Consider the following 26863-nt stretch of genomic DNA (forward strand, 5'->3'; position numbering starts at 1 on the left):
CCTCAGAGTCATTTAAGATGGCTTAAAGAGAGGTACCTATGAGCGCGGTTAAACAGGTTGTTGATCGTGGCCATTCCATTGCAAGTGTCGCCACACGTCTTGATATCACCACGCGCAGCCTCTATGCCTGGGTAAAAAAGTACGGCTCTGACTCCTCAGCCAATAAAATTCAGTCAGATGCCCAGTCTGAGATCCACCCATTTACATTGCCAGTTCACGGGCAATAAATGTCATTAACTGTGATAAAAATCAGCGTGCCGTGATGGGAAGATCTTTCTTTTCCAAACCTTTTGCCGAAGGCGAACTTGTTCATGCGAGTGTCGAAATAGGACAGTGGGAGTCATTCCCGGATAACTCTCATATAGGCATAACTGCTGGGATGATGTGCCGAATTCCAGTTGAGAAACTCAAACCCGAACCCGCAAAAGAGAGCCGCAAGCCATTATTAAATTTGTAATCAAATAAGCATCAATTAAACCGCTCCCGCCGTACCTTCAAAAAACGTCACCAGCAATTGCCACAAATGCTGCGCGGCGGGCGTGAAGCGGTGATCGGCGCTGCGTAATAAGTGGCATTGGCTTTCGCGGGCGATGCGATGGTGAATCGGCACGGCGACTAAGTTCTTGGCGATGAGGTCGTCTTCAACCACTTTGGCGGTCATAAACGCGATGCCCATGCCGGCCTGGCTCAAAGCGATGGCGCTGGAAAACAGATTACAGCTATAAGCCGGGCTGAATATAAATCCTTCCTGACTGAACATGGCATTCATATAACTTTGAATGCCAAAATTTTTGTCCATACCAATTAACGAATAATTAACCAGTTGGGCCACTTCAATTTGCGGGAAATCCGCGATTGGGTGTTGGCTGTGCACCACCGCACAGATTGGTCCGCGGTGAAAACTCAAACACTTCAGGCCGGGAGGGCCAATCGGGCCAAAACCCACCGCCATATCAACGTCGCCTTTGGCAATCAGCGACATGGTGGTTTGCATATCGCCCGACAGGATATCGATAAACACATCGGGATAAGTTCGCGAAAACGGCTGCAATACATGCCTGACAACTTCATCCACCATGCCTTGACCGACGCGCAATTTAATCGAGCCGCCGCGCTTATGGCGCAGATCTTTTAACTGGCGATCCAACTGGCTGCGGCGCTGATGGGTGTGCGCGTAATCTTCAGCCAATAACTTGCCAGCTTCGGTCAGTACCACATTGCGGCCACGTCGCTCTAACAGCGGCAACTGCATCTCCCGCGCCAGTTGCGATAACTGACGGCTGATGGCGGCGGGATCAACATCCAAGGCTTCCGCCGCCCGACGAATACCGCCGTAATTGCCCACTTCATACAGATACCTTATGGATTTTTCGGGATAGAGCAGCATCGCCATAGGTTTTTCCTATCTGTTGATCTGAGGTCAACAATAATAGCCTTTTATCTCCATTTTTTAAGCGCATTTTTATCTCCATACTCGAAGATTCACTATGCGAGGGCAGTACAAATGAAAACTATAAAAAATTACCTGCAACAACATGCCGATGAAATTCTTCTGGATATCAAGGAATTGGTCGCAGCGGAATCACCATCAATGAACAAAGCCGCCGTGGATCGTTGTGGCGAGGTCTTACAAGCGCTGTTTGCCAAACGTTTGGGCGTGGCAGCAGAGATTGATGAGCAGCCGCATTACGGCAATCACCTGAAGTTCACGCTGGGAAGCGGTGACGAGCAAACCGTGTTACTCGGGCATTTCGATACCGTCTGGGATGAAGGCGAGTTGGTGATGCGTGAAGAAGAGGGCAAGCTTTACGGTCCTGGCGTGCTGGATATGAAAGCCGGCCTGGTGCAGGCCATCTGGGCGGTACGCGCGTTGCAACAGCATGATTTACTGGCGGGCAAACGCATCGTGTTTCTGTGCGGCAGCGATGAGGAAGTCGGTAGCCCAAGCTCCAGCGCCTGGTTATCGCAGCACGCGCTGGGATCGGCACAAGTGCTGGTGGTTGAGCCTGCGGTGGCGGGATCGGGCGCACTGAAGACAGCGCGCAAAGGTACCGGACAATATGAAATCACCATCAACGGATTAGCTGCGCACGCCGGGAACAATCCCGAAGAGGGCATCAGCGCGGTACAAGAAATGGCGCATCAGATCATGTTCTTGCACAGTTTAAACGCGCCGGAGCGCGGCACCACCGTCAATGTGGGAATCGCGCGTGGCGGCAACCGCATCAATGTGGTGGCGGATAAAGCGGTGTTAGGCATTGATACGCGCGTTACCAGCGAAGCAGAAGCCGAGCGCATTCACGCCGAAATCAGCAAAATCACGCCACATTTAGCTGGCATCACGCTGGATATTAGCGGCGCACAATCGCGTCCGCCGATGCGTCAAACACCGGAATCGTTGGCGTTGATGGAGCATGCGCAGCAGGTTGCCGAGCAGCTCGGTTTCTCTGTGGAAGGCAAGGCGGTTGGTGGTGGCAGCGACGGCAATTTCACTGCTGCGTTAGGCATTCCAACTCTCGATGGTTTGGGCGCAACCGGCGCGGGTATTCATGCACGTCATGAACATATCATCATTGCCGATATTGTTCCGCGCGCGGCGTTGGTGGCGGGCTTGATCCTCGGAGGTGATGCGCATGTCTCAGGTTAATGTGGAGAAAAATACGCTGCGCCAACCGCCAGCAGCAAAAACCGAGCAAAGTCCTTATCTGCTGCTGTTTATTATTTTGGTGCTGGCGGCGGTGGCGACCTGGATTATTCCGGCGGGCAAGTTTGATCATGAAACCCGCAATGGCATTACTTTCGCCATCAAGGGAAGTTTGCATGAAGTCGCGCGTTCGGGCGTATATCCCGGCGAAATTTTTATGGCGATTGTGCAAGGGGTAATCAAAGCCGCGCCGATCATTTTCCTGATTCTGTTTACCGGCGGGTTATTAGCGGTGATCGAATCGACGGGTGCTATTGCTACAGCGCTTAATTCTCTGTCGCGCAGTACCAAAATTAGCGATACGCGTATTATCATTATTTTTGGTGTGATATTCGCCATTCTCGGCACCACTGGCGTGGTGCAAAACTCGGTAGTGGCGTTTGTGCCGATCGGTTTATTAGTGGCGCGCTCGTTGGGTTTATCGCCAATGATTGGTATGGCGCTGGTGTATTTAACCTGTGCCGCCGGTTTTAACGTTGCGGTATTAGGTCCAGCCACCACCGGATTAACCCAACATCTGGCGCAGTTACCGCTGTTCTCCGGCATGTTGTTGCGCGGCATCACCTGTTTATTGTTCGTGTTAACGGTGATGACCTATTTGATTATCTCGGTGAAACGCGCGCGGAATAATGGTGAAGTGCGAATAGAACAAACTGCGCAGAATGACGATTCACTGGCGATAACCGGTCGGCATAAACTGATTCTGATCACCTGCGCTGCAACGCTGATTGTATTTATGATTGGTACGGTGCAATTGCATTGGGCCACCAATGAAATGTCGGCGATGTTTATTATTCTGTCGATTATGGTCGGCATGATTGGTCGCATGTCGGGTTCTGCCATTGCCAACACCTTCCTTACGGGTTGCTCGCAATTGGTCAAAGGCGGCTTCATTGTGGGTATGGCTGGCGCGATTTCCGTGGTGTTGCAACAGGGCAATATTCTTGATCCGATTGTTGGCTTCCTGTCTGATTTACTGGCACCAGTTCATCCCGCCATTGCGGCGGTGGGCATGTTCATTAGCGCGGCGTTGATGCATTTCGGTATTTCATCCGGTTCCGGTGAATCCGCTTTGCTGATCCCGATCTTCTCGCCGCTCGGCGATAACCTCGGTTTAACCCGTCAGGTGACGGTGCAGACGGTGTTGCTGGGTGAAGGTATCGTCAACTCCATCAGCCCAACTTCTGGCGTGTTAATGGCAGCCTTGGCCACCGCCAATATCTCTTTCGGCAAATGGATTAAATTCGTTGCACCGGTAGTGGCGATTTGGTTTGCCATTTGTGTTGTCACCTTATTAATTGGTGTGGCGATCAACTGGGGACCATTCTAATAAATCGTAAGAAGCCACTTAATGGTGGCTTCTTATTTTTATAGTGTTGTTAACACGATCAACATCCTTTCCGCTATTTCAGTCCCACGAATAATTGTATTCAATCCCCGGCCTTTTCTTAAAGTTATCTAATCATCTCTATTTGGCTTAAGTCGCGCTGGAACTGTCTCGCGTAAAGTGATGTTATTGCCACGTCGCAGAATTCCCTTACGTTCAATTACACAAATTAATAGTAGCCAAACCCATTGCTGGCGATGTCTGTACGCATCGCGGCAGCGTTGCATGCTTCTCTGGAGTGAACGATGATGTTTCGATTGCATCCGCTGTTTATTAGCCTTATTGCCGCTTACGGTGTGTTTAATCCGGCTTCGCCAGTTTGGGCGGCGACGCTTCAGCCTTTTACGCCGGAATTAAATGACAATCGCGCCGGGGTGTTTTGTATTTGTAATGGCTCGACTCAAACATTAAGTGGTAATCAGCGGTTTGCGCCCGGTCAGGACGGCGGTGGCACCATATCCATCGGACAGTTGCTCAGCAGCGGCAGAATTATTTCGTATTCCTGGCAAGATTCAGGTCGCGTCGATCTGGGTGCGCAGAATTATGTGATTAATGTGCCGGACGCCAATGGCAGCGGCAATAATAGCGTGCAGGTATATAATTCCGCCGCGATTAGCGCCATTGAAACCAATACTTTGCCCAATTTTTATAACGTTAATAATGGGCAATATATCAACGCGCGCGTGGCGCAGGTCAGCAATGGCACCATCAATGTTGATATCGGGCAGAAGGGCGCAGCAACCACCGCCAGCACCAACGGCTGGTCGATGGCGGCAAAACAGAGCGAATTGTTTACTGCCAGCGGCAGCGGCACCATGAACTGGAACTCCGCCAACCGCATCTCCTTTTTTGGTTCCTACACGCCTTACACCTATCAACTGGGGCAATGGTTCGACAATGTGGTCTCCTGGCGCGGCGCGTTTAGCGTTACTACGCTGGACAACGCCACCACTTCATTCAACGTGTCCAACGTCAGCAGCTTGCAGAGCTACAACAATTGGCTGATTGAGCAATTGCAAAACGGCAATCTGGCCGCCGACAGCTACAGCAGCGAGTTCAATAAAGCGCTCTCCTTACGCAGCGATGTCATCGCCTATGTGATCGATGCCGACGAATACTACGACGAAGTGACGCAGCCGATTGGCGAGCGCATTGTGTTAAGCGCCGATGGCCCCAACGCCAGGGCAACCATTGGCAGCAGCGGCATTCTGGAAGTGGTAAACGCCAGCAGTGCGGCGATGCGTGCCAGCAATGGCGCGACGGCGGTGATTGACGGCAAACTGGCTAGCGTTGGCAGCAACGCACTGGAACTGTTGAACGGTAGCACCGGCATTAACAACGGCGTCATCAACAGCGGCTTTTTCAATAATGCCGATGGCAGCGGCGTCGATGCCTCGACGGTTGGCGCGGGCGGCACCGGCGTGTATGCCAACGGTGGCAGCCGATTCACCAACAATGGCGTGATCAATACCGCGATTAACAGCACCGGCATCCGACTCGAGGATGCCAGCGGTGAGAACAACGGCACCATCAATGTGAAAGGCAAGGGTGCGACGGGCGTTACCGTTTCTGGCAGCCAGGCCAATTTTGCACAGAACGGCAGAATCAATCTGTATGGCGAAAACGCGGTTGGCGTTGATGTGCGGGATGACGCCAGATTAACCATCAGCGATGCCAGTTCACTGCATTTCTACGCGCCGAATCAAACCGGTTATCAAGCCACCAACTATGCGCACATCGATAGCAACGGCGGCAGTTATGATGTCTCCACGCCAGGTTCGGCGTTGTATCGCCTGAGTGACGGCGTGATCTTCAATCCGGTGGTGGCTGCCGATGTGACGTTGAGCGGTGCCAACACACGCGGCATAGTAGCTTCAGGTGCCGGTTCACGACTTTACGGCACCACCTTGTACGGTACCGACAGCTATCACGTTAATGGCGAAGGCGCGATTGCGGTTCAGAGCTCGGAGGGTGCAGACGTGACCATCACAAACCCGATTGAGCTGAACGGCAAGAATACCATTGCGGGTACCGGACAAGGCGGATTCTTCGCCAACGTGGCGCCGATTACCGGCAACGGAGCCAACGCCACTGCCTTTGATATCAGCGATGGTGTGATCTATGAATCAACGCCGCGCGGCACCATCAATCTCACCGGGCCAAATAGCATCGGCGTGCGTATTCGCGGTGGCGGAAATATCTTCGATGGATCAAGCACCAACATAGCCTCGGGCGTCGCGCTGGATACCGCTGAAGGTAATACCGTTTATTGGACCGATCACAGCGGATTGAGTGCTGGCGGCATCGCCGCAGTGCGCGTAGGCAATAACGGCGGGCTGACGATAAATGGCGATACCGCCGGGCCGAATTTTTACTACAGCACCATCAACGCCAATACAGGTGCAGACACCATTTTGCTGGATAAAGGCGCAGCGTCGTTAACCGCCAGCAACATCGGACTCTACAATTCTGGCGGCGGCACTGTGCTGAACAACCGCGCGGAAACCAGCAATATTTCGTTGCAGGATGTCGGGATGAACACCGATGGCGGCACCTTGATTCGCTCCTCGACCTCATTCGATCCCAACGGTTATATGCTCGGTACGGTGAGCGGTGCAGGCGCGACGGGTTATGTGTTTAGCAAAGAAGATGGATCCACCACCAGCAACGATTTAGTTATTCCGCAGGGTTACAGCTTCTTTGTGTATGGCCCGGCAACTGGCGTGCGCGCCAATACCACCGGGCGGGTGATCGCCAACGGTAACATCATCGTTAACAGTTCCGATGGCGGCTCGGCGATCGTCACCAGCACCGCCAGCGAGGTGATCAACCGCGGCACCATCGTTTCGCTCAGCCTGGTTTCGCCAATTATCGATCTGCGTGGCGGCAACTCGGTATTTATCAATGAAGGCAACGTCACCGCGCCTTACCCGGAAACCGTTGTGGTTGCGGGTGGCGCTACCAATGATCAGATTGCACTGGTCGATGGCAACGTGGTGGGTGATGTGAACACCGGCAACGGCACCGACGTGGTTGAACTCACCGGCGGAACCATTGACGGCAGCGTGACGATGGGAACCGGCAGCAACAATGTGGCGACGATTGCTAACGTCAGTCTGGCAAACACGCGCCACATCACCACCGCAGGCGGCAGTGGCAGCACGCTGAACTTTAGCGAGATCAACGCGCGCGGGGGTTCGTTCAACAACGATGATCTGACGCGTGGCGTCAACCTCGGCGCGGGCTGGAGCACCATCAATTTCTACAACACGCAATTTACCCTTACCGATAATCTGAAGCTGGCGCACAGCACCATCAATGTAGATAGCGGATCAACGCTGTTTGTCGGCGATCAGGTCAATCCGGTGTTGTCGGGCGAAACCGATGATTCGCTGGTGGTGAATAACGCCGGTACGTTGGATCTCACCAACGGCGGCGGCGCGGCGGGCAACACGTTGACCATCAATGGTGATTTGGCGTCGGCGGGCGGCAAGTTGGCGTTGCGGACGCAGGGCACGCAAAGTGACACTTTACGCGTTAACGGCAACGTTACCGGCACTACCTTTATCAATGATGCGCTGAGTGCTGCCACGCTGGCGGATAGCAATCGAGATGGCGTGATCTCCGCCAATGAAGGCGTTTCTCTGGTGCAGGTTGCTGGTAGCGCCAGCGCGAATAGCTTTGCGCTGCAACGGGGTTATGTCGCTGCAGGGCCGTGGCAATACGGGCTTTACAGTTTTGCTCCCGCGAATGGCAATACAAACTGGGATTATCGTCTGGCCAATAATTTTATTTGTGAAGAGGGTTCCGTTTGCCAGCCGCAGACCGCAGGCAGCGGCGCGGTGCGCCCGGCGGTCATTCCACAGCTTCCTTCCTACATTTCGGCGCCGGTCGGATTGGCGTATTACACCCTGGCAACCATTGGTGATTTACATCAACGCCTGGGCGAATTGCGGCAGAATCCAGACGGATCAGCGGAAATGTTCATCCGTTATTCCGGCTCCAATCAGAAGTACAAAACTAACCTTGATACGGCGCATTACGGTTACGACTTTGACCTCGATTACAGCGCGGTACAGTTCGGCGGCAACCTACTGCGGTTGGACGGCGAGCAAGACAGCCTGCGCGGCGGCCTGGCTTACACGCGCGGCAATGCACGCATCCGACCGAATGCAGCTGATGGTTACAGCTCAACCGATTTCGACAGCGACAGCCTGGCGATTTACGGCACCTGGCAGCGCGAAAGTGGCTTCTATTTGGATGGCGCGCTTTCTCTCGATTGGCATCGTGGCGACACCGATATCGCGCGACAGAAAGAGGTGGCGAAGTTGAAAGGCAAAGGCTGGACCGCATCGCTGGAGAGTGGTTATCCGTTCCAGCTGGCGAATGGCATTCGTCTTGAGCCGCAAGCGCAACTGCTGCATCTGCATTTGAAGATGGATGACTTCACCGACGACGATCAAACCAAAGTCTCTTACGACGATTATGACCAAACCATAGGCCGCGTCGGCGCACGTCTGGCGCGTACCTGGCAGGACAGCGGCAGCGGGCAATATACGCCGTACCTGCGCACCAACTACTATCGCGGTTGGGGCGGCACGGCGAAAGTGAATGTCGGTGCCAGCAACAGCGACGTCAGCGAGAGCTTCAACAGCGGTAAGTTCGGCCAGATGTGGGATGCCGGCATCGGCGGCAATGCGGCTTTCACCAATAATCTCTCACTGTATGCCGAAGCCAATTATCGCAAAGAGATCGACGGCAACGGCGTGCAAGGCTGGAATTACAACGCGGGCGTACGCTGGGTGTTTTAATAAAACGGTCACCCTCACAAGCCCGCCGGTTTAGTTGACGGCGGGCTTTTTTACATGTTGAGAGCGCGGTAAAATTGACAACCTACCAATGGTAAGTTACTACTAGTAGCTTATTCATGACGGAGGTTGTCGCTATGCATGCTCTGATTGTTACTGCTCATCCAGATCCCAACTCCTATACTCATCACCTTGTTTCGCAGGTAGCGCATGGTATTGCTGCTGGCGGCCACAGCTATGAAATTGCCGATCTGGCGGCGGAGCAATTTGATCCGCGCTTCAATCAGGCCGATGTTGATCAGTTCAAAAATGTTGCGCCGTCGCCTGCCGACGTTGTGGCTGAACAGCAGCGGTTGGATCGCGCGGATGCGCTGGTGCTGGTTTATCCAATCTATTGGTGGTCGTTCCCGGCGCAGCTGAAAGGCTGGATCGATCGCGTTTTCACCCAAGGTTGGGCCTACGATGATGACGGCCAAACCGTGGTGAAAAAGCTTGGCCATTTACAGGTGCATCTGCTGGCGCTGGGCGCGGCAAGTCAGCGCACCTATGTGCGTCGTGGCTATTTCAGCAGCATGCGTACACAAATTGACGAAGGGATATTTGGCTACTGCGGCGCGCCGGTGCTGACCAGCGAATTGCTGTTGCCAACCGATGAAAATTATCCCGACGCGCATTACACGCTGGCCCTCCAACTTGGACAGCGACTTTTTAACGTGAAGGAATCGGTATGAATCAACCCACTCGCCAGCGCATGTCGCATCAGGCACGCCGTCAGCAGCTGATTAGCGTGGCGTGGAATCTAGTGCGCGAGCAGGGCAGCGATGCGCTGACGTTAGGACGCGTGGCAGAAGAAGCGGGCGTCAGTAAACCGGTGGTCTACGATCATTTTGGTACGCGTCACGGATTGCTCGCGGCGCTGTATGAAGATTTCGACCTGCGTCAGAACGCGATTATTGAGGCGGCAATGAATGCCGCCGGTGCCAGCCTTACCGAGCGGGCTAACGTGGTGGCGTCGAGTTACGTTGATTGCGTGTTGACGCAGGGACGTGAAATCCCGGATGTGCTGTCAGCACTTGATAGCTCGCCGGAGCTGGCGGAAGTGAAGCGCAAGTACCAGCTCGATTTTATAGAAAAATTCCGGGGCTGGTTTGCCGAAGCAATGTTGCCGCAAGCCAGCATGTGGGGAATGTTAGGCGCTGCCGATGCGATTTCTAATGCAGTGGTATGTGGCGATATCAGCCAGCAGCAAGGATTAGCGGAACTTCAGGCGCTGATTCTGGCGCTGGTGGAGCGTCACCAGTAACCGAACAGGAGCAACAGATGTCATTGTGCGAGATTGATACCGCTTGCTGGAAAGAACTGGAAACCGGCGCACGCGAGCCCGATTCCGGGTTTCACTTCTTAACGCTCGCATCCGTTGATCTACAGGGCAAGCCGCAGGCAAGGACATTGGTGCTGCGCGCGGTTGATCGTGAAAAACGCACGCTAGAGTTTCACACTGATATGCGTAGCCCGAAATGGCAGGCGCTGGCGGTTAATCCAGAGGTTACGGTTTTGGGTTATTGCGTGAAAACCCAGCTGCGATTGCAGGGAACGGTCGAGCGGCACGCCGCACACAGCGCAATAGCTGAAGCGGCGTGGCAACGATTATCGCGCCGGACGCAGCAAACCTATGCTGGCGCTGCGCCGGGAAGTGACATTGACAACCAATCCAACGATGTCAGTAACGCCGGGGATAATTTCGGCGTCTTGATCATCCAAATTACCCAACTGGATTGGTGCCTGCTGGCGCGCGAAAACAATCAAAGAGCGTTACTGAGTTACCGCTCAGACGGAGCGCTCACCAACAGCAAATGGGTTAATCCGTAACTAAGGCGTACATTGTTCCTGCGCCTTGCGACGGACGTTAAACAGCAGATAACTCGCCAGCGCCAATCCCCACACGCCTGTCGCGCCATACAACAACACGCCGGAAAAACCGTCGGTCAGCACCTGCGCGGCAATATCGTGGGTCAGTGAAGCCTCGCCGCCGCCAGCGATGCGCTCGGCCAGCGCCTGCACATCATTTTCACCCGGCATAAGACGTTGCAGACTCGCCGCAATGCCCGCCACCAGCAAGCTGCCCATTAGCGCGATATTGATGGCAAGCGTAATCAGGCGCGCGCTGATATCGATGCCAGACGCCATGCCAACGCGATTTCCCGGCACCGATCCGGTTGTGGTGTTGGTGACCGGCGTGTTAGTCAGCCCGAGTGCGATACCCGAGAGCAGCGCGCCCGGCAGTAAACTCATCTGCTGCGCGGCGGCAAACTTCATCAGCATAAAGCCCGCGCCAATGGTGAATAATCCCAGCGGGATCATGCGCGCCGCGCCAAAGCGCACCACCAATTTCTCGCCAAGCGGCGGCATCAGCAAGGTCGGCAAAGTGTAAGCCAGCAGCGCCAAACCGGTTGCCATGCTGCTATAGCCAAGCCCGCTCTGATAATAGACCGGCAGATAAATCATCAGCGGCCAGAAACTGAAGTTCATGCCAATCGAACCCATCAGCGCACCGGAAAAGGCGCGAATGCGGAACACCGTGAAATCAAACATCGGATGTGGATGACGTTTCTCAACCCATACAAACAGCAGCGCGCTGAGCAGCGTAACCAGCAAAATAAGCTGTGCCGCCAGGCTGCTCCAGCCGAGGCTGCTACCCTGCGTGATGAGGTAGGTTGCGCCGACCACGCTGATTGATAAGGTGATCAGGCCGCCGAGATCGAGCTTTTTGGCTTCAGAATCACGCGATTCCACCACATTTTTCAGTGCGAGGATCAGCGTCAGCAACGCGATAAAGCCGTGCACCAAAAACACCCATTGCCAGCTAAACCAGGCGACCAGCATGCCGCCGATGATCGGCCCGAATCCCAGCCCAAAGCCAAAGGTAATGCCCCACGCGGCGAACGCACGACTGCGCGCTTTTCCCTGTGGAAACTGGAATGACAAAATGGCGATCAGGCAGGTTAACATCGCGCCACCGCTTAATCCTTGCAGCAAGCGTCCAACGATCAGCCACCACGCATTGCCCGCCAGCCCGCACATCACCGACGTCACGCCGAAGGCGATAATGCTGATGATGAAGATACGTTTGCGTCCATAAGTGTCTGCCAGCGTGCCGGTTGCCATTAACACGGCGGTGCAAGCCAGCGTATAGGCGTTCATGATCCACTGCAGTTCGCGAAAACTGGCGTGCATCTCCTTTTCCAGCACCGGCAAAATCACCGGTACGCTCGAAATCTCCAATCCCGACATCAATGCGGCCAGACAAACCGCCATCAGCGCCAACATGTTCTTCATACTCAATCCCTGCGATACGTTAAGAGCGTGCCAGCATGAAAGATTGGCGTGACAGTGGAAATCCGCCCGCATGCCATATATCGTCAAGATCGTGCCAATTTCTCCGGTGACCTTTAATGCAAATGATTGCTCCGTTACATGCCCGTTCGCCTGCACCGTTTAACCGACGCATGGTTTTGCTGGCGTATGAATGCCTGTGTACCTTTGAATTCGGCACGGCGGTTGAGGCCTTTGGGCGCGTCGACGACGCGTTCGGCCAGCCTTTATATGATTTGAGCGTGGCGTCGGTAGAAGAGGGCGTTTTCGGCGCGCAAGGCGGCGTGCGATTGGTGGTCGACGGCGGACTTGAGCTGTTGGAAGAGGCGGGCACCATCGTGATTCCCGGCTGGCGCAGCGTGCACGAACCGGCTTCGGATGCGCTTATCGCCGCATTACAAAAAGCACACCGTAACGGCACACGTATCGTTTCGATCTGCGCAGGCAGTTTCGTGTTGGGCGCAGCCGGATTGCTGGATGGTAAACGCGCTACCGCGCACTGGAACAGCACCGAAATTCTGGCGCAGCGCTTCCCACAGGTGCAGGTTGAACACGGCATGATTTATGTCGATGAGGGCAGCATCATTACATCAGCGGGTGGCGCAGCGGGCGTGGATTTGTGTCTGCATCTGATTCGTCGCGATTATGGCATTGAAGTGGCAAACCGCACCGCGCGCCGTATGGTGACGCCGCCGCTGCGTGAGGGGAACCAGGCGCAGCTGATTCAGCAGCCGGTGCCGCAACGGGCGGCAAAGAATCTTTCGCCGCTGCTCGATGATTTACGCAATCACCTCAATACGCCTTTGGTGATTGATCAGCTCGCCAGGCAAGCCGGTATGAGCCGTCGCACTTTTTTGCGCCGCTTTCATGAAGCGACCGGCACCACGCCGGGAGAATGGATGTTGAGCGTGCGGCTGGAAAAAGCCTGCGCACTGCTGGAGAGCGGCAAGCTGAGCATTGACCAGGTTGCGGAGCAGGCGGGATTTGGATCGCCGGAAACCTTGCGCCATCATTTCAGACAGCGGTTGAATACCACGCCGACGCATTGGCGCAAGGCATTTAACGAAAGAGGGATGGTGCTTTAATTCAGCCAGGTGCGCATAAATGCGCACCCTACGAAAAGCCCGTAGGGTCGCCATTCATGGCGACCGTTTTACGGTTAAATGACGTGCATCACGCCATTCATGGCGACCGTTTTAAATTTAATTCCCGCGATAAGTCGAATAACCAAACGGACTCAACAGCAGCGGAATATGGTAGTGCTCGCCGTTGCTTTCCATATTGAACTCCACCGGAATTTCCGGGAAGAAGGTTTTCTGGTTGTTCATTTTGTAATAGTCACCGGTTTTAAATACCACGCGGTAGCTGCCTGCGCTGGCGGTTTTATCTTCCGGGAATAACGCGCTGATTCTGCCGTTGCTGTCGGTTTTGCCGCTGGCTAATTTCACCCAGTTATTATTTTGTTTCTGATCGAGTTCTACTTCAATTCCCGCTGTTGGTGAACCTGTCTGCAAGTTAAGTACATGCACGCTCAGTGGATTTTTTGTTGCTGTCGGTTGTGCCGCTCCCGCTGACAGGCTGGTAGCAATCAGGATAGCGCTGGCTGAGGTAAAGAAAGTTTTCATTAAAATATCCATTTTTAGCAATTGAATGTGCTGCAATGGTAGAGTCTTAAATATCAAAAGCGTAATCGATGAGACTAAATGTGAAATTTCCCAGACTAAAATAGTTGGCTAACGAAATATGCTGAAAACGTGAACAGCGCTGATGATTATTACGCCATGTTTTCCGCCGTCACAATGCGCAATTCAACGCGTCCATCCTGATAAATATCTGGCTGAAAACCGGTCTCAAGATGGCGAATTAATAAATCAGTGGAGATCACCGCATGCTGACGTGCATTTTGATCAAGCGTGTAGGACAGCGTCCCCTGTTGTAGCAGCAAGCGCGTGACATCATAGAGTTCGTGGGTGATATAACAGCAATCAGTGAGTTGCTGTTGCTGTAATAACGCACTTATATCGCTGTTATTATCACCAGAATTATATAAGCCAACCACGTTGTCCGCTTGCAGCAGTGTTTGCTTAAGCAGGGCACGAATTTTGTGACGCTCATCTTCTCCGGCCAGCACCTCACGTAAGCGCAGCCAGGGAGCACGTTGTGTCAGTGCGTCGCGAAAGCCTGCAATACGTTGAATATGAGCGCTGAAATCAAAACGACCGCTCACCATAATGACATCACCCGGCGTTTTCATGCTTTTGCTCATCAGTAAACCTGCGGTTCTTCCGGCCTGATATTGATTGATGCCGACATGACAAAAACGCTGCGCGCCAGGTAAGTCGGAAACCAGCGTAATCACCGGAATGCCTTTTTCATGGCAATGCAATAAAGCCTGGTGAATAACCGGATAATCGTGACCGTAAACAATTATACCGTCGCGCAACTCACTACTTTTTTTTATCTTTTCTGCCAGTTTTTCCGGTGGGTTTTCATTGACCAGAGTGCGGAATAATTTAATTTTACGGTAGCCCAAACGATCGGCTATTTGCGCAAACTCATCGGCCAGTTGCTGAAAAAACCAGGTTCCGTTGCTGCTTAAAAACACTTCAATTTGCCACGGATGCTGAGTATCGTCCGGCAGCAGGCGCTGCAATCCCGCCTGACGTGCGGCACGTAGCACCTTGCGTACCGTTTCAGGACGCACGCCGCCGCGTTCATTCAATACGCGATCAACCGTTGCGATACCCACTCCCGCTAACTCGGCCACTTTAATTAAGGTGAGCTTCTTCATTTATACTTAACGGCCTCAGCATGCAATACAGTTAATTTATTCAATTAGATTTCGTGACAGACAGATACTTAACTGTTGCGAGACGAAACTTCATTATACGCATTGTCGCTTATCAAACGGTAAATAATCAATGATGGGAAACCATCAAGAAAAACCTTTTAAACCTCAGGGTAAGAAATTATTCTTTGTGACGTAGTTAACATTTTATTAACTCTATGATTTACCTGTAAAGATGCTTACCTCGTTGTTTATCAGATAATAAAAATTGCCTAACGGGCACGCACGAATTTGATCTATGAAACCTTTTATATGGCTAATTAATCGCCAGGCACAAATACGTCCGTAATTTGTCCTGGTTTGCAATGTGAACATTTATTGGCAGGGAACCTATGAAACGCAGAGAATTTCTCACTTCCATCACCGCGTTGGGAGTCGCTTCCACCATCCCCACGCTAACCCAGGCTGAAGTCGTTAATGGCGGACAGCCCTGGGAACCCGGCAAAGTTCAAACCCCTCCCGCACCACCGCGCAAAGGCGGCCTGCAATATCTCACCCAACATGAATTCGCTACCGTCGGCGCCATCGCTGAGCGCTTTATCCCGGCCGATGAAACCAGCCTGAGCGGTAAAGAAGCCGGTTGCGCCATCTTCATTGATCGCCAGTTAGCCGGTGATTACGGCAATGCCGTGGCAATTTACCGTCTTGGCAAGTTCGTTAAAGGCACGCCGGAGCAAGGTCCGCAATCACCGCTAACGCCCGCGCAGCGCTATCGGCTGGGCATTGCCGCGCTGGATAAAGCAACCAAGCAGCAATATGGCCAGGATTTCGTCTCATTGAGTGGTGAACAGCAGGATCAGGTGCTGACCGCGATGGAGAAAAACAGCCTTGATTTAGGTGAAGAGGTGGAAACCAAGGTGTTCTTCGAGTTGCTACTGCAAAACGTGCGCGAAGGTTTCCTCGCCGATCCGATTTACGGCGGCAACAAGGACATGACCAGTTGGAAGATGATTGGCTTCCCAGGCGCGCGATATGACTTCCGCGATCTGCTGCCGAAGAAAGGGCAGAAGCTCAACATCATCCCGACCAGCCTGATCGACAACACCCTTTAATTTTTAGCCTTAGCTGAGCAATAACAACATGAATAACGTCCGTCCAAAAGCTGATGTCGCCATCGTCGGTCTGGGTTGGTGCGGTTCTTTGATCGCCGAAGAGCTGACCCGCGCCGGCTTGAATGTCGTTGCCATTGAACGTGGCCCGTGGTTCGAAACCGCCACTGATTTTCCGCCCTCGGTTGATACCGATGAACTGCGTTGGGATACGCGTCGCAGTATGCTGCTGCCGCCTGCGGTTGAAACCACCACTTTTCGTAATAACATCACGCAAACTGCGCTGCCTTCGCGCGAATGGAACCTCAACGAACTCGGCTACAACGTGGGAGGTTCAGGTACACACTGGGCAGGTATGGCCTGGCGCTTTACGCCATTCGATTTCGAGCCCTATAGCCAAACCGTTAAGCGCTACGGCAAATCGCAGATCGCCAAAGGAGTAATCCTGCAGGATTGGGGCGTCACCTACGACGAGCTGGAACCGTTCTACGATCGCTTTGAGAAAATCGCGGGCGTGTCCGGTAAAGCGGGCAAGCTGAACGGGAAAATCATACCGGATGGCAATCCGTTTGAAGGCAATCGCAGCAGCGAGTATCCGCTGCCTGCGCTGGAGAGCATGCGTCTGACCGATATTTTCGCCGAAGGCGCGAAGAAGATTGGCCTCAATCCGTTTATGGTGCCGGCCGGCCAGGCGTCACGCGCTTACGTTAACCCGCTTGGAGTGCGCATGGGGCCGTGTACCTATTGCGGCTACTGCCTCTATTACGGCTGCGGCAACTTCTCCAAATCCAGTCCGAATGCCTGCGTGATCCCGGCGCTGATGCAGCGCGAGAACTTTACCGTGCTGACTGATTCTGCCGTGGTGCGCGTCAACAAGGCGGAAGATGGCAAAACCGCTACTGGCGTCACCTACCTCGATAAGAACAAGAAAGAGTGGGAGCAACCGGCGGATATCGTGATTCTTTCCGCGTTCCAGATGCAAAACGTCCGCTTGCTGCTGCTGTCGAAAATCGGCATTCCTTACAATCCGGTGACCAAAACCGGCGTGGTCGGGCGCGCGTACAGCTTCCAGACCGTCTCTGGCGCAGCGTTGTACTTCAAAGATGAGAACCTCAACCAGTTTATTGGTGCGGGCGCGCTTTCATCGCAGGTGGATGACTGGAACGGCGATAACTTCGACCATACCGGGCTCGGCTTTATCGGCGGCGCGGGCATTTTGGTGGTGGCGCGCGGCGCGCGGCCTATCGGAAATGCAGATGCGCTGCCGCCGGGCACGCCACGCTGGGGTAAGGAGTGGAAAAAGGCCTATACGCATGCTTTCCAGAACGCCACGTTCATCTTCGGTCAGGGCACAAGCTATTCGCACGAAGATTACTACCTCGATCTCGATCCTGAATACAAAGATGACAACGGCAATCCGCTGCTGCGCGTGACATTTGACTACAACGATAACGATCGCCGTTCGGCGAAATTTATCGAAGAGAAAAGCGTTGAGATTGGCAATGCGATGGGCGCGGAGTTGGTCATTGGCACCAATTCAGCCTCTGGTGCCTATTCACCGTACAACTTCGCCAGTGACCACACCATTGGTGGGGCGGTAATGGGAACCGATCCCAAAACCTCGGTGCTAAACCGTTATCAGCAGTGCTGGGACACCCACAACGTGTTTGTGTTGGGAGCGTCTTCCTTCCCCAACAATGCCGGGTACAACCCGACAGGCACGATTGGTGCGCTGAGTTTGTGGACGGCGAAAGCCATTATCGAACAGTACCTGAAGAATCCAGGTCCGTTGGTGAAGGTGTGAGATGAAAAAGAGCAAACTTATCGCCGGCGTTGCGGTGATCGCGGCCGCCGTCGCGGCGGGCATGCTGTGGATGAACGGTGATACTTCCGCAGATAACGTAGCAAGCAACGATATATTGACCAGCCAACCGCCGACTGCGGCAGATGCCGCTGCGGTGGCGCGCGGACATTATGTCGCAATCGCCAGCGACTGTACGGCTTGTCACACAATGCCAGAGAGCAAACTGCCGCTGGCGGGAGGCTATTCAATCAGCACGCCATTTGGCGGCATTTATGCCAGTAACATCACGCCGGATAGTGCAACCGGCATCGGTAGCTGGACTGAACGCGATTTCTTCCGCGCGGTGCGGCACGGTAAAGGCAAAGAGGGCGAGCATCTCTATCCGGCGATGCCCTACAACGCCTACGTTAAGCTGACCGATCAGGATATGCACGACCTGTGGATGTATATGCGTTCGGTGCGGCCAATCCGTAATAAGGTGCCGGAAACCCAACTCGGCTTCCCGTATAACATTCGTCTGGCGATGATGGGCTGGAACCTGCTGTTCTTCAAAAATAGCGGTTTCCAGGCTGATGCCAATAAGTCTGCCGAATGGAATCGTGGTGCCTATCTGGTGGAAGGCCCGGAACACTGCGCCGCTTGTCACACCGCCAAGAACATCATTGGTGGCGATAGTAGCGACTATTTGCAGGGCAGCAATCTCGGCGAATGGCACGCGCCCGATATCACGCCTAATCCGCATACCGGCATTGGCAGTTGGTCTGAGCAACAAGTGGTGGATTATCTGAAGCTGGGCAGCAACCATGTGGCGGTGGCGTCGGGTCCAATGGCGGAAGCGGTAACAAACTCGACGCAGCATTTAACCGACAGCGATCTCAAAGCGATTGCGGTGTATCTGAAACAGGTTCCGCCCTCGAAGAATACCAAACCGCAACCTATCGCCGCAGATACGGCACAAATGAAAGTGGGCGAGAACGTCTATTCGGCTAACTGCTCGGCGTGTCACAACAGCGACGGTAAAGGGATTCCTAACCTTGCCGCGAGCCTGGCAGGCAATCCGGGATTGATGGCCGATGATACGTCCTCCATCATCACCACTGTGTTGCAAGGTGGGCGCGGTGCGGTCACGGCGGGTAATCCAACCAGTGGCGCGATGCCGTCATTCGCGTGGAAATTGTCGGATGAGCAGGTGGCTGCTGCAGCAACCTACTTACGCAATAGCTGGGGCAACGCTGCGGGGGCGGTGAGCGCCGACGAAGTGGCTAAAGCGCGTGCGCAGTTGAAACTGCCCGCGCAAATGGCGACTCATTAAGTTATCAGGGAGCTTCGGCTCCCTTTTTATCGCTTCGCTAATCTATTCCCGATTATTCTTACCGCCCAGTAAGAATTATCCCGCAAAAGATGTACAACCTAAAAGGGTATGTACAAATAGAACGTTAAGTCCGCAATTTATTATTAGCCTGCAAATATAGTTTTCTGATTAATAAGCGAAGGGTAAAACCAGGATAAGCGAAGCGGTAAATAGGGTGAGATTGATCAAGAAATGATCAGTGATTCGGATTTTTCGCTAGAAATAACTCTCCTGACATCGTTGAATCTGTATTTAAGCGAAGCGTAAACACGGAGTCAGGAGAGTTTTGTGCAGAAGTAAAACGCCGTTAGATGGTTATTCTTGTGCGAAGAATGTTATTTGCGTCGACTAATCTTTCCTCCTTTTCGTCCTGCTTCAATGGCGCGCTCCGGGTCGTTCTTGAAGTTGCCGCCGCTCGCCTGACCACCCTTGCGCCCAGCCTCAGCTGCACGTTCCTTATTCTCTGCGAAGTTGCCTGCACCACCACGACGTTGCGTCTTTTTTTCTTCCTCATCGGGTTGCTTCTTAGCGTCCGTCATTGGTTCTCCTCTCTCTTAAATACCAACTTGATGCAAAATAAATGTAGTGCCATTTTTACCAGTTTCAAGCCTGGACTAATCTTAAGTCTTAATTCTAAGAGGCTTGCTTGTATTACTTCCAGTTAAATTTTCGATTGTCTCTAAATGTAACTAGCATGAGTTATGTCTTGGGGTTTTTTAACGTTAAGAAGAAAGTGGTGCAGGCCGGATAATAAGCGAAGCGGCAAGCGTGTTTGCTTGTAAACTTAATCGCAATTTCCGTTAGTATTACCTTGCCTTCATGCTTGCCTGCTATGTTTAATTAATCTGCTTATGTCGTATTAATTAACGCTTCGCTTATTATGATTTATTACTCCGGATAAGTTGATGTTTAACCCACCTGCCCGCTGACACTGAAACCGCCTCTTCGCGGTTCTTCTCACGAACAGTGCAAGAATTTGTGTCTCTGGCCTGGCGACTTCATCAACTGCCGGGCGCGGCGATCGAAGGCAGTTCGTCGTGTGCTAAAGCGGCGGTCATGCATCTGCTGGTCGCAGCATTTGACGCTGATTTTTAAAGTATGCGATTAGATAAACTATTTCCTTTGAGTCAAATTGCGTTAAATGGCAAAAAAAAGATCATTCTTTCGCTATTCGTAAGGTCAACGTAATCATTTATTTTAAATTAAGCAAAAAAACCAGCTTGCTGCTTTTATATTACTCGCTATCAATAAATGAAACTGATCAATGAAATCGATTTCAACTAAATAGCAGTTTTCACAGGGTGTTTTAATGTGACTGCATCTCTAATGTTAATTAAATAGCTGACGATAACAGCAGGGATGCTGCCGATTAACTTCCGGAGCCTCTTCCATTTTTAAAATAACACCGTTGTCTTCACACCTTTTCAATCAAAATCATTGAGGTTTCTAAATGGACGTAGTTCAAAGATTTTCGCGTAATGTAAAGTTGCGAACCAAACTTACAATATCCTCTGTGTTGAATATCGCGATGCTACTGTTAGTGGCGTTGCTCGGATTAAATTCGCTTTTCTTAGCGGAAACCGGCGTCAATGGCATGATGAAGGATGATTACCCGACCATCGCCTTGGGCAACCAGTTGATTGATGAAATCAACGTAACGGTGCAGCAGCAGGCGCTGCTGCTGAGCCCCATTGATGCGCAGCGCAGAGTGACCATTCAAAGCAATCTTCAGGAAGCATCGAAAAATATCAGCGAAACCTATAAGCAATTAGGCGCGCTGGCAACGGATGAGGAATCCATTGCCTTTCTCAAACGCGTTGAATTGAAGCGTGCTGACTTTCTAAAGGAGCGAAACGCTTTCTTCGAGTTAGTGAATAGTGATGTGACAAAAGCGGTGGATTTCTATTTTTCTACCCTTGCCTCAGCGCAAAGAAATTACATCAATGAGGTTGAGAGTTTCATTAATCTGCAAGAGCAGCAAATGAATGGCTCTTACGATAATTTCATGGCGTCATATAGTAAAACTAAAATCTCCATGCTGATTATTTTTGTGGTGGCTATTTTAGTATCCGCATTAATTGGCTGGATCATTATCCGCTCGATTACTGTGCCATTAAAACATGTGATCGCATTCCTTGGCCGCGTGGCGGATGGCGACCTCAGCTCTGATTTTTATGAGCAGCGTAAAGATGAAATGGGTCAGTTAATTAATGCCATTCAGCAGATGCAGGAAAAAATGTCGGATATTGTCAGCCATATTCGCATTAGCGCTGAACAGATATCCGGCGGCGCGAGCGAAATAATGTCGGGCACCAACGATCTCGCCGCCCGCACGGAAGAGCAGGCCAGCTCGGTGGAACAAACGGCGGCCTCGGTGGAGGAGTTCAGCGCCACCATCAGCAACACGCGAAATAACACCCACGTTGCCGCCGATCTCTCCGCCAAAGCGGAAAGCACGGTGGGACGTAATGCCAGCATGATGGACAACGTCGCTACCAAAATGGCCGAGATCAATGATTCTGCCAGCCGCATGGCGGACATCATCAACCTGATCGATTCGATTGCGTTCCAGACCAATATTCTGGCGCTGAATGCTGCGGTAGAAGCCGCACGCGCCGGTGAACATGGCCGTGGTTTTGCCGTGGTGGCGCAGGAAGTGCGCGCGCTGGCACAGAAAACGGCCACCTCGTCGCATGAAATCCGCAATTTGATCGAGGAGTCTTCCACGCGCATTGCCGATGGGCGCGATATGGTCACCGACGCCAATAAGTTGATGAACGGCATGATGTCGAATGTGGCCGAGATGAAAGAGCTGCTGGTGCAGATCAATCAGGCCAGCACCGAGCAGGCCGACGGCATCAGCCAGATCAACACTGCGATCAGCCAGATTGATATCACCACGCAGCAGAATGCCTCGCTGGTGGAACAATCGCTGGCGGCGTCGGCGATGCTGAGTGAGCAGGCGACAAATATGGTGAATAGCGTGAGTGTGTTTACGCTGCGTCAAACCGCTTAAGGCGATGTGGATCCAGAACGGTCTACGCGTTCTGGATCTTTTCGTTAGATAGCCTGATATTCGCCGGTGCCTTCTGGCCACGGCGTCAGCAAATCAAAGCCGGTTTCGGTCACTGCGATGGTGTGTTCCCACTGTGCCGACAGCGAGCGGTCTTTGGTGACCACCGTCCAGCCATCGGACAGCACGCTGGTGCCAGCTTTGCCCGCGTTGATCATCGGTTCGATGGTGAAAATCATGCCCGCTTGCAATTCCAATCCCGCGCCCGGCGTGCCGTAGTGCAGAATCTGCGGATCGCCGTGATACACCTCGCCAACACCGTGACCGCAATACTCGCGCACTACGGAAAAACCGGCTTTTTCCGCCACCTGCTGAATTGCCGAACCGATATCCCCTAAGGTCGCGCCCGGTTTTACTACTTTGATACCTGCAACCATTGATTCGTAAGTGATATCCACCAAACGTTTGGCGCGCACCGAAGGCTGACCGACGTAATACATGCGGCTGGTGTCGCCGTACCAGCCATCTTTGATGATGCCGACATCAATATTAACGATGTCGCCATCCTTAAGCTTTTTCTCGCCCGGAATGCCGTGGCACACCACGTGATTTACTGAGGTACAGGTGGTTTTGCTGTAACCGTGGTAGCCAATATTCGCAGGCACCACTTTCAACACGTTTACCACGTAGTCATGACAAATCGCGTCCAGTTCATCGGTGGTGACGCCTGGTTTGACGTACGGCGAGATGATCTCCAGCACTTTAGCGGCGGCGTGTCCGGCGGCACGCGCAAGTTCGATCTCTTCAGCGGTGTGCAGTTTGATGCTCATTACGCGATTCCCTGCGAGGTGAATAAAGGATGGTCGAGCAGTTGCGCTAAATCCGCGCCGCTGTCGCGTTCAACGCGCATCAGCAAGCGCGTTAATTCCTGATGATTGAGTGACGGATAAATCTCGGCCAGCATGCCGATCTTCATCCAGTGTTCTGCCTGCGCATTGATGGAGCGGCTCATCGCCGTGCTGGCGATGCGCAGATTCTCATGCATCAGGTCGGAAATTTTTACGATGCCCATGATGAAACCTATATATGAAATGTATGCGATATGTATATAGGCTACTCAGGAATTAGCGGATTTGCAAAGGGGAAATTTTTTAGAGGGAAAGCGGCGGCTTTTCCCTCTGACAACGCGGTTCATTGATAGGTTAGCGAAAATGTCGCCGAGGCATTGGCGTTTCCGCCCGCATGTTCGCTTCGGTAATAGCGTGCGATGAGGGTCACCATAAATGGCGACCCTACAAAGGGCTGGCGCGTTTTTCGTAGGGTGCGCATTCATGCGCACCGGCATAAAATTTAATGATGGGTGCCTGATTAAGCTTGCGGCTGCCCAACCGGTCCTTTGCTCATGGGGCCGCCGGGAATCGGTTGTTCGGTTTGCACATTAGGGCGACCATCGGGGCCAATAGGGCGGTCAGAGTGATAGCAGCCTGATAACGTTATCAGGGCGGAAAAGATAATAAGCCCACCTAAAAATCGCTTCATATAAACACGTCCTATTGAAGGGTGTAAGAAACAAACGATCAAGCAGTGAAGCCAATCCATGGCATAAAAAATCCTAAGGCGCCTTACTCAGACTTCGTTGGAGGACGACGGCTAATCTTGCCTCCTTTCCGTCCCGCTTCAACGGCTCTTTCAGGATCGTTTCTGAAATTACCTCCACTGGCTTTGCCTCCCGCTCTTCCAGCTTCTTTCGCACGTTCTGGATCGTTGGCAAAATTCCCTGCGCCGCCTCTGTAGCTCTGTTGTTTCATAGGAAGACCTCTTATCAATGTTCCGTGAGATTTGAGGACTAGCTAGTCACGCTGAAATTTTAGTATGCCGTTGAGGTAAAGCCAGGGCGCAGATGACGATCGTTGAAACGGATCATGAAAAAAAATTTTGGGATGTTTATCGATTTAACAGTGACCTCAATCACATTTTACAATTCCTGACTATACTTCTGCCTTTTGGGTTTCAACCTTTGCGCTCCAGAGCGCGTTCAATATGCAGGGAACAGGAATGGACACATCGCAGCAAAACAGTGACGACGATTCAGCGCTAAGTAATCTCACCGTCAAACAGCGCATTTTCTTCGTTGTACTGGTGGCGACCATGGGCGCGCTGGCCTTTGGTTATGACACAGGGATCATCTCCGGTGCCTTGCCGTTTATGACCTTGCCGCTTGATCAGGGCGGTCTCAATCTCACTCCATTCACCGAAGGTTTAGTCACTTCATCACTGATCTTTGGTGCCGCGCTGGGTGCTTTTCTCAGTGGTTACTTCTCCGACCGCTTCGGTCGCCGTATCACGCTGCGCTCTCTGGCGCTGATTTTTGTACTAGGCGCAATTGGTACCGCGTTAGCGCCAAACCTGCACGTAATGGTGGCGATGCGTTTTCTGCTAGGGATTGCGGTGGGCGGTGGTTCCTCAACCGTGCCGGTGTTTATTGCCGAAATCGCCGGACCAAAACGTCGTGCGCCGTTGGTGAGCCGCAACGAGCTGATGATTGTTTCCGGTCAGTTGCTGGCGTATGTGGTTAGCGCGGTGATGAGTTTCACGCTTAACGATCCGCATCTGTGGCGTTATATGCTGGCGATGGCGATGATTCCGGGCGCGTTGCTGTTCATCGGCACCTTCTTTGTGCCGGCTTCGCCGCACTGGATGGTGGCGGAAGGGCGCATCAAAGAAGCGAGCCGTATCCTGCACAAACTGCGTGAAACACCGCGCGAGGTGAAAAAGGAGATGACGGAGATGCGCCAGCACGCCAAGGCGGCGCGTCAGGGGCCTTCCGCGCGTGAACTGCTGCAAGAGAAATGGATTCTTCGCTTGTTGCTGGTGGGCGCGGGACTGGGCATTGTTATCCAGTTCACCGGCGTGAACGCCTTTATGTACTACACGCCAGTGATTCTGAAAACCACCGGCATGGGCACCAACGCGTCGATTGCGGCAACCATCGGTAACGGCATTGTCTCGGTGCTGGCGACCATGGTGGGCATCAAAGCGGTGGGACGTTTTGGACGTCGCACCATGCTGATGACCGGTTTGACAGTGGTAATCGCCATGCAGCTGGTGCTCGGCTGCGTACTGCTGCTGATGCCACAAGACATGACGCAAAGTATCTTCGCGCTGGCGGCAATTCTGGTGTTCCTGTTCTTTATGCAGATGTGCATTTCGCCGGTGTATTGGCTGCTGATGTCCGAGCTGTTCCCGATGAAAGTGCGTGGCGTGCTAACCGGCGCTGCGGTTTCATTCCAGTGGATCTGTAACGCGGCGGTGGCGTTTGCTTTCCCGCCGCTGCTGTCTGCCACCGGCAATGGCGCATTCTTTATCTTTGCGGCCATCAATGTCGGCTCGCTGATCTTCGTGATCACCATGCTGCCTGAGACTAAAGGCAAATCACTCGAGCAGATCGAAAACGAAATGCGCGAGCGGTTTAGTGAGCAGGAACAGGATCAACAGACCGCCTAACGGTGCTTGAGAATTCCTGGTCACGGGAGGAAGATACGCATCTTTCACCGGGCCAGGATTTCCCATGCTGATCACCGCCGAGAACACGCGCACCTTCAATACCGACATTCGCCTGGCCTGCACGCTGGCCGCAGTTGCCGGCGCACTCAACACCGCAGCGTTTGAAACCGTCGGCTTCTTCTCGGCAAACATGACCGGCAATGTCTCCTCACTTTCCGACCATCTAGCCAAAGCCAATCTGCACGTTGGCCTGTTTTTTCTGCTCATCGTGTTGCTGTTTATCGCTGGATCGTCGGTCTCAACTCTGATCATCAACTCAGGCAGACGGCGCCAGATACGCGGTATCTACGCCATTAATATCCTGATTGAAGGCATCGCGTTGCTGGTGCTGGGTGTGATTGAAAGCTGGTTCCGCTTTAGCGGCTCCGGCGTGTTGCTGGTGCTTAGCCTGAGTTTTTTGATGGGATTGCAAAACGCCGTCGTGACGCGCATCTCCAACGCGCGCGTGCGTACCACGCACGTTTCCGGCACCGCGACCGATATCGGTATTGAGCTGGCGATGCTGTTTGATGTGCTGCGCCGCAAAGAATCACCCAAGGATGCGCCGCTCTATATTGAGCGGCTAAAGCTGCATTTTTACACCGTGTTGGCGTTTTTGGGCGGCGGCGTGTTGGGGATTTGGCTGCTGCAGTGGATGAGTTATTTACTACTGATGGTGATTGGTGCGCTGCTTAGCGTGCTGGCGTTAGCGGCACTCAAACGCATCTGATCGGTGACCCGCTTCACACTTCTCTACGCTGTTCGCTAATACTGCTTGCCACTTTTTCCGTGCTGTAAGCATGATAGCGCCCGTTAAGGATTGTTACTGTTCGGCAGGCAAAACCTGAGACGCGCCCTTTTTCAGTTGAAGAGGGCGCGTCTCAGGTTTTTTTTTGCGCGAAAAACGCGCCAATCCTTTGTAGGGTCGCCATTTATGGTGACCGAAAGACGCTTAACTGGCGAGCATTAGGGCATGAGTTTAGG

Annotated in this window: 22 protein-coding genes and 1 pseudogene; 15 read left to right on the plus strand and 8 right to left on the minus strand. The window is 52.9% G+C overall.

Going from position 1 to position 26863, the window contains the following annotated elements; translation table 11 throughout:
• Window positions 1–38 precede the first annotated feature (38 nt).
• Both VIJ98_RS20655 and VIJ98_RS20660 read left to right on the plus strand, forming a co-directional pair.
• Window positions 39–194: pseudogene (locus tag VIJ98_RS20655) on the plus strand (transposase); the annotation flags it as partial.
• Window positions 195–262: 68 nt separating this feature from the next.
• Complete coding sequence (locus VIJ98_RS20660; protein ID WP_323271311.1) at window positions 263–457, plus strand: hypothetical protein; 195 nt, start codon at window positions 263–265, stop codon at window positions 455–457.
• Window positions 458–472: 15 nt separating this feature from the next.
• Here VIJ98_RS20660 and VIJ98_RS20665 read toward each other — a convergent pair whose 3' ends face one another.
• Window positions 473–1393, minus strand: a complete 921-nt coding sequence (locus VIJ98_RS20665) for a LysR family transcriptional regulator (RefSeq protein ID WP_323271312.1) — start codon at window positions 1391–1393, stop codon at window positions 473–475.
• 111 nt (window positions 1394–1504) lie between these two features.
• Between VIJ98_RS20665 and VIJ98_RS20670 the strand changes: the two genes are divergently transcribed.
• The 6 genes from VIJ98_RS20670 to VIJ98_RS20695 all read left to right on the plus strand — a co-directional run bounded on the left by VIJ98_RS20670 (window position 1505) and on the right by VIJ98_RS20695 (window position 10768).
• Entirely contained in the window at window positions 1505–2647 is a 1143-nt protein-coding gene (locus tag VIJ98_RS20670; RefSeq protein WP_258145621.1) for a M20 family metallopeptidase, read from the plus strand.
• Window positions 2634–4034: a Na+/H+ antiporter NhaC family protein gene (locus tag VIJ98_RS20675; protein ID WP_323271313.1), complete on the plus strand. Its 1401-nt coding sequence runs from the start codon at window positions 2634–2636 to the stop codon at window positions 4032–4034. The genes VIJ98_RS20670 and VIJ98_RS20675 overlap by 14 nt, the downstream gene beginning before the upstream one ends.
• A 302-nt stretch (window positions 4035–4336) precedes the next feature.
• Entirely contained in the window at window positions 4337–8902 is a 4566-nt protein-coding gene (locus tag VIJ98_RS20680) for an autotransporter outer membrane beta-barrel domain-containing protein (protein WP_323271314.1), read from the plus strand.
• A gap of 134 nt (window positions 8903–9036) precedes the next feature.
• Window positions 9037–9630 carry an NAD(P)H-dependent oxidoreductase gene (locus tag VIJ98_RS20685; RefSeq protein ID WP_323271315.1) on the plus strand — a complete coding sequence of 198 codons (594 nt, stop codon included), beginning with the start codon at window positions 9037–9039 and terminating at the stop codon, window positions 9628–9630.
• On the plus strand, window positions 9627–10202 hold the full coding sequence (locus tag VIJ98_RS20690; protein WP_323271316.1) for a TetR/AcrR family transcriptional regulator: 576 nt from the start codon (window positions 9627–9629) through the stop codon (window positions 10200–10202). Before VIJ98_RS20685 ends, VIJ98_RS20690 begins: the two co-directional genes overlap by 4 nt.
• Before the next feature lie 17 nt (window positions 10203–10219).
• A complete protein-coding gene (locus tag VIJ98_RS20695; protein ID WP_323271317.1) occupies window positions 10220–10768 on the plus strand; it encodes a pyridoxamine 5'-phosphate oxidase family protein in 549 nt (182 codons plus the stop codon).
• On the opposite strand, the gene VIJ98_RS20700 is transcribed toward VIJ98_RS20695, so the two are convergent.
• On the minus strand, window positions 10769–12235 hold the full coding sequence (locus VIJ98_RS20700) for an MFS transporter (protein ID WP_323271318.1): 1467 nt from the start codon (window positions 12233–12235) through the stop codon (window positions 10769–10771). It lies immediately after the preceding gene.
• Between the two features lie 116 nt (window positions 12236–12351).
• Here VIJ98_RS20700 and ftrA point away from each other — a divergent pair, with 116 nt between their 5' ends.
• Window positions 12352–13356 (plus strand): transcriptional regulator FtrA, encoded by a 1005-nt coding sequence (gene ftrA / locus VIJ98_RS20705; protein ID WP_323271319.1) that lies wholly within the window; start codon window positions 12352–12354, stop codon window positions 13354–13356.
• Window positions 13357–13473: 117 nt separating this feature from the next.
• Here ftrA and uraH read toward each other — a convergent pair whose 3' ends face one another.
• Together uraH and VIJ98_RS20715 are read right to left on the minus strand one after the other, a co-directional pair.
• Window positions 13474–13896 carry a hydroxyisourate hydrolase gene (gene uraH / locus VIJ98_RS20710; protein WP_323271320.1) on the minus strand — a complete coding sequence of 141 codons (423 nt, stop codon included), beginning with the start codon at window positions 13894–13896 and terminating at the stop codon, window positions 13474–13476.
• 149 nt (window positions 13897–14045) lie between these two features.
• Window positions 14046–15062, minus strand: coding sequence for a LacI family DNA-binding transcriptional regulator (locus VIJ98_RS20715; protein WP_154156740.1), 1017 nt, complete (start codon window positions 15060–15062; stop codon window positions 14046–14048).
• A gap of 389 nt (window positions 15063–15451) precedes the next feature.
• Here VIJ98_RS20715 and VIJ98_RS20720 point away from each other — a divergent pair, with 389 nt between their 5' ends.
• From VIJ98_RS20720 to VIJ98_RS20730, 3 genes are read left to right on the plus strand one after another with little or no spacing between them, the layout of a single operon-like run.
• Window positions 15452–16171, plus strand: a complete 720-nt coding sequence (locus tag VIJ98_RS20720) for a gluconate 2-dehydrogenase subunit 3 family protein (protein ID WP_323271321.1) — start codon at window positions 15452–15454, stop codon at window positions 16169–16171.
• Window positions 16172–16199: 28 nt separating this feature from the next.
• Entirely contained in the window at window positions 16200–17972 is a 1773-nt protein-coding gene (locus VIJ98_RS20725; RefSeq protein WP_258145631.1) for a GMC family oxidoreductase, read from the plus strand.
• Window position 17973: 1 nt separating this feature from the next.
• Complete coding sequence (locus tag VIJ98_RS20730) at window positions 17974–19284, plus strand: cytochrome c (RefSeq protein WP_323271322.1); 1311 nt, start codon at window positions 17974–17976, stop codon at window positions 19282–19284.
• Between the two features lie 374 nt (window positions 19285–19658).
• Here VIJ98_RS20730 and VIJ98_RS20735 read toward each other — a convergent pair whose 3' ends face one another.
• On the minus strand, window positions 19659–19862 hold the full coding sequence (locus VIJ98_RS20735) for a general stress protein (protein WP_008106297.1): 204 nt from the start codon (window positions 19860–19862) through the stop codon (window positions 19659–19661).
• Window positions 19863–20773: 911 nt separating this feature from the next.
• Between VIJ98_RS20735 and VIJ98_RS20740 the strand changes: the two genes are divergently transcribed.
• Window positions 20774–22339 carry a methyl-accepting chemotaxis protein gene (locus tag VIJ98_RS20740; RefSeq protein WP_154156744.1) on the plus strand — a complete coding sequence of 522 codons (1566 nt, stop codon included), beginning with the start codon at window positions 20774–20776 and terminating at the stop codon, window positions 22337–22339.
• Window positions 22340–22383: 44 nt separating this feature from the next.
• On the opposite strand, the gene map is transcribed toward VIJ98_RS20740, so the two are convergent.
• The 3 genes from map to VIJ98_RS20755 form a co-directional block, all read right to left on the minus strand.
• A complete protein-coding gene (map, locus tag VIJ98_RS20745) occupies window positions 22384–23166 on the minus strand; it encodes a type I methionyl aminopeptidase (protein ID WP_323271323.1) in 783 nt (260 codons plus the stop codon).
• Entirely contained in the window at window positions 23166–23408 is a 243-nt protein-coding gene (locus VIJ98_RS20750; protein ID WP_008106304.1) for a ParD-like family protein, read from the minus strand. The genes map and VIJ98_RS20750 overlap by 1 nt, the downstream gene beginning before the upstream one ends.
• A gap of 550 nt (window positions 23409–23958) precedes the next feature.
• The gene (locus VIJ98_RS20755; protein ID WP_008106309.1) at window positions 23959–24144 is read right to left on the minus strand and encodes a general stress protein; all 186 of its coding nucleotides are present in this window, start codon (window positions 24142–24144) and stop codon (window positions 23959–23961) included.
• A 247-nt stretch (window positions 24145–24391) separates the two neighbouring features.
• On the opposite strand from VIJ98_RS20755, the gene VIJ98_RS20760 reads away from it, so the two are divergent.
• Window positions 24392–25840 (plus strand): sugar porter family MFS transporter, encoded by a 1449-nt coding sequence (locus VIJ98_RS20760; RefSeq protein ID WP_008106310.1) that lies wholly within the window; start codon window positions 24392–24394, stop codon window positions 25838–25840.
• 64 nt (window positions 25841–25904) lie between these two features.
• Window positions 25905–26609: a YoaK family protein gene (locus tag VIJ98_RS20765; protein WP_154156746.1), complete on the plus strand. Its 705-nt coding sequence runs from the start codon at window positions 25905–25907 to the stop codon at window positions 26607–26609.
• Window positions 26610–26863 lie beyond the last annotated feature (254 nt).

The organism is Pantoea sp. S18, from assembly GCF_045689705.1.
In the GTDB taxonomy this organism is placed as follows: Bacteria; Pseudomonadota; Gammaproteobacteria; order Enterobacterales; family Enterobacteriaceae; genus Pantoea; species Pantoea symbiotica.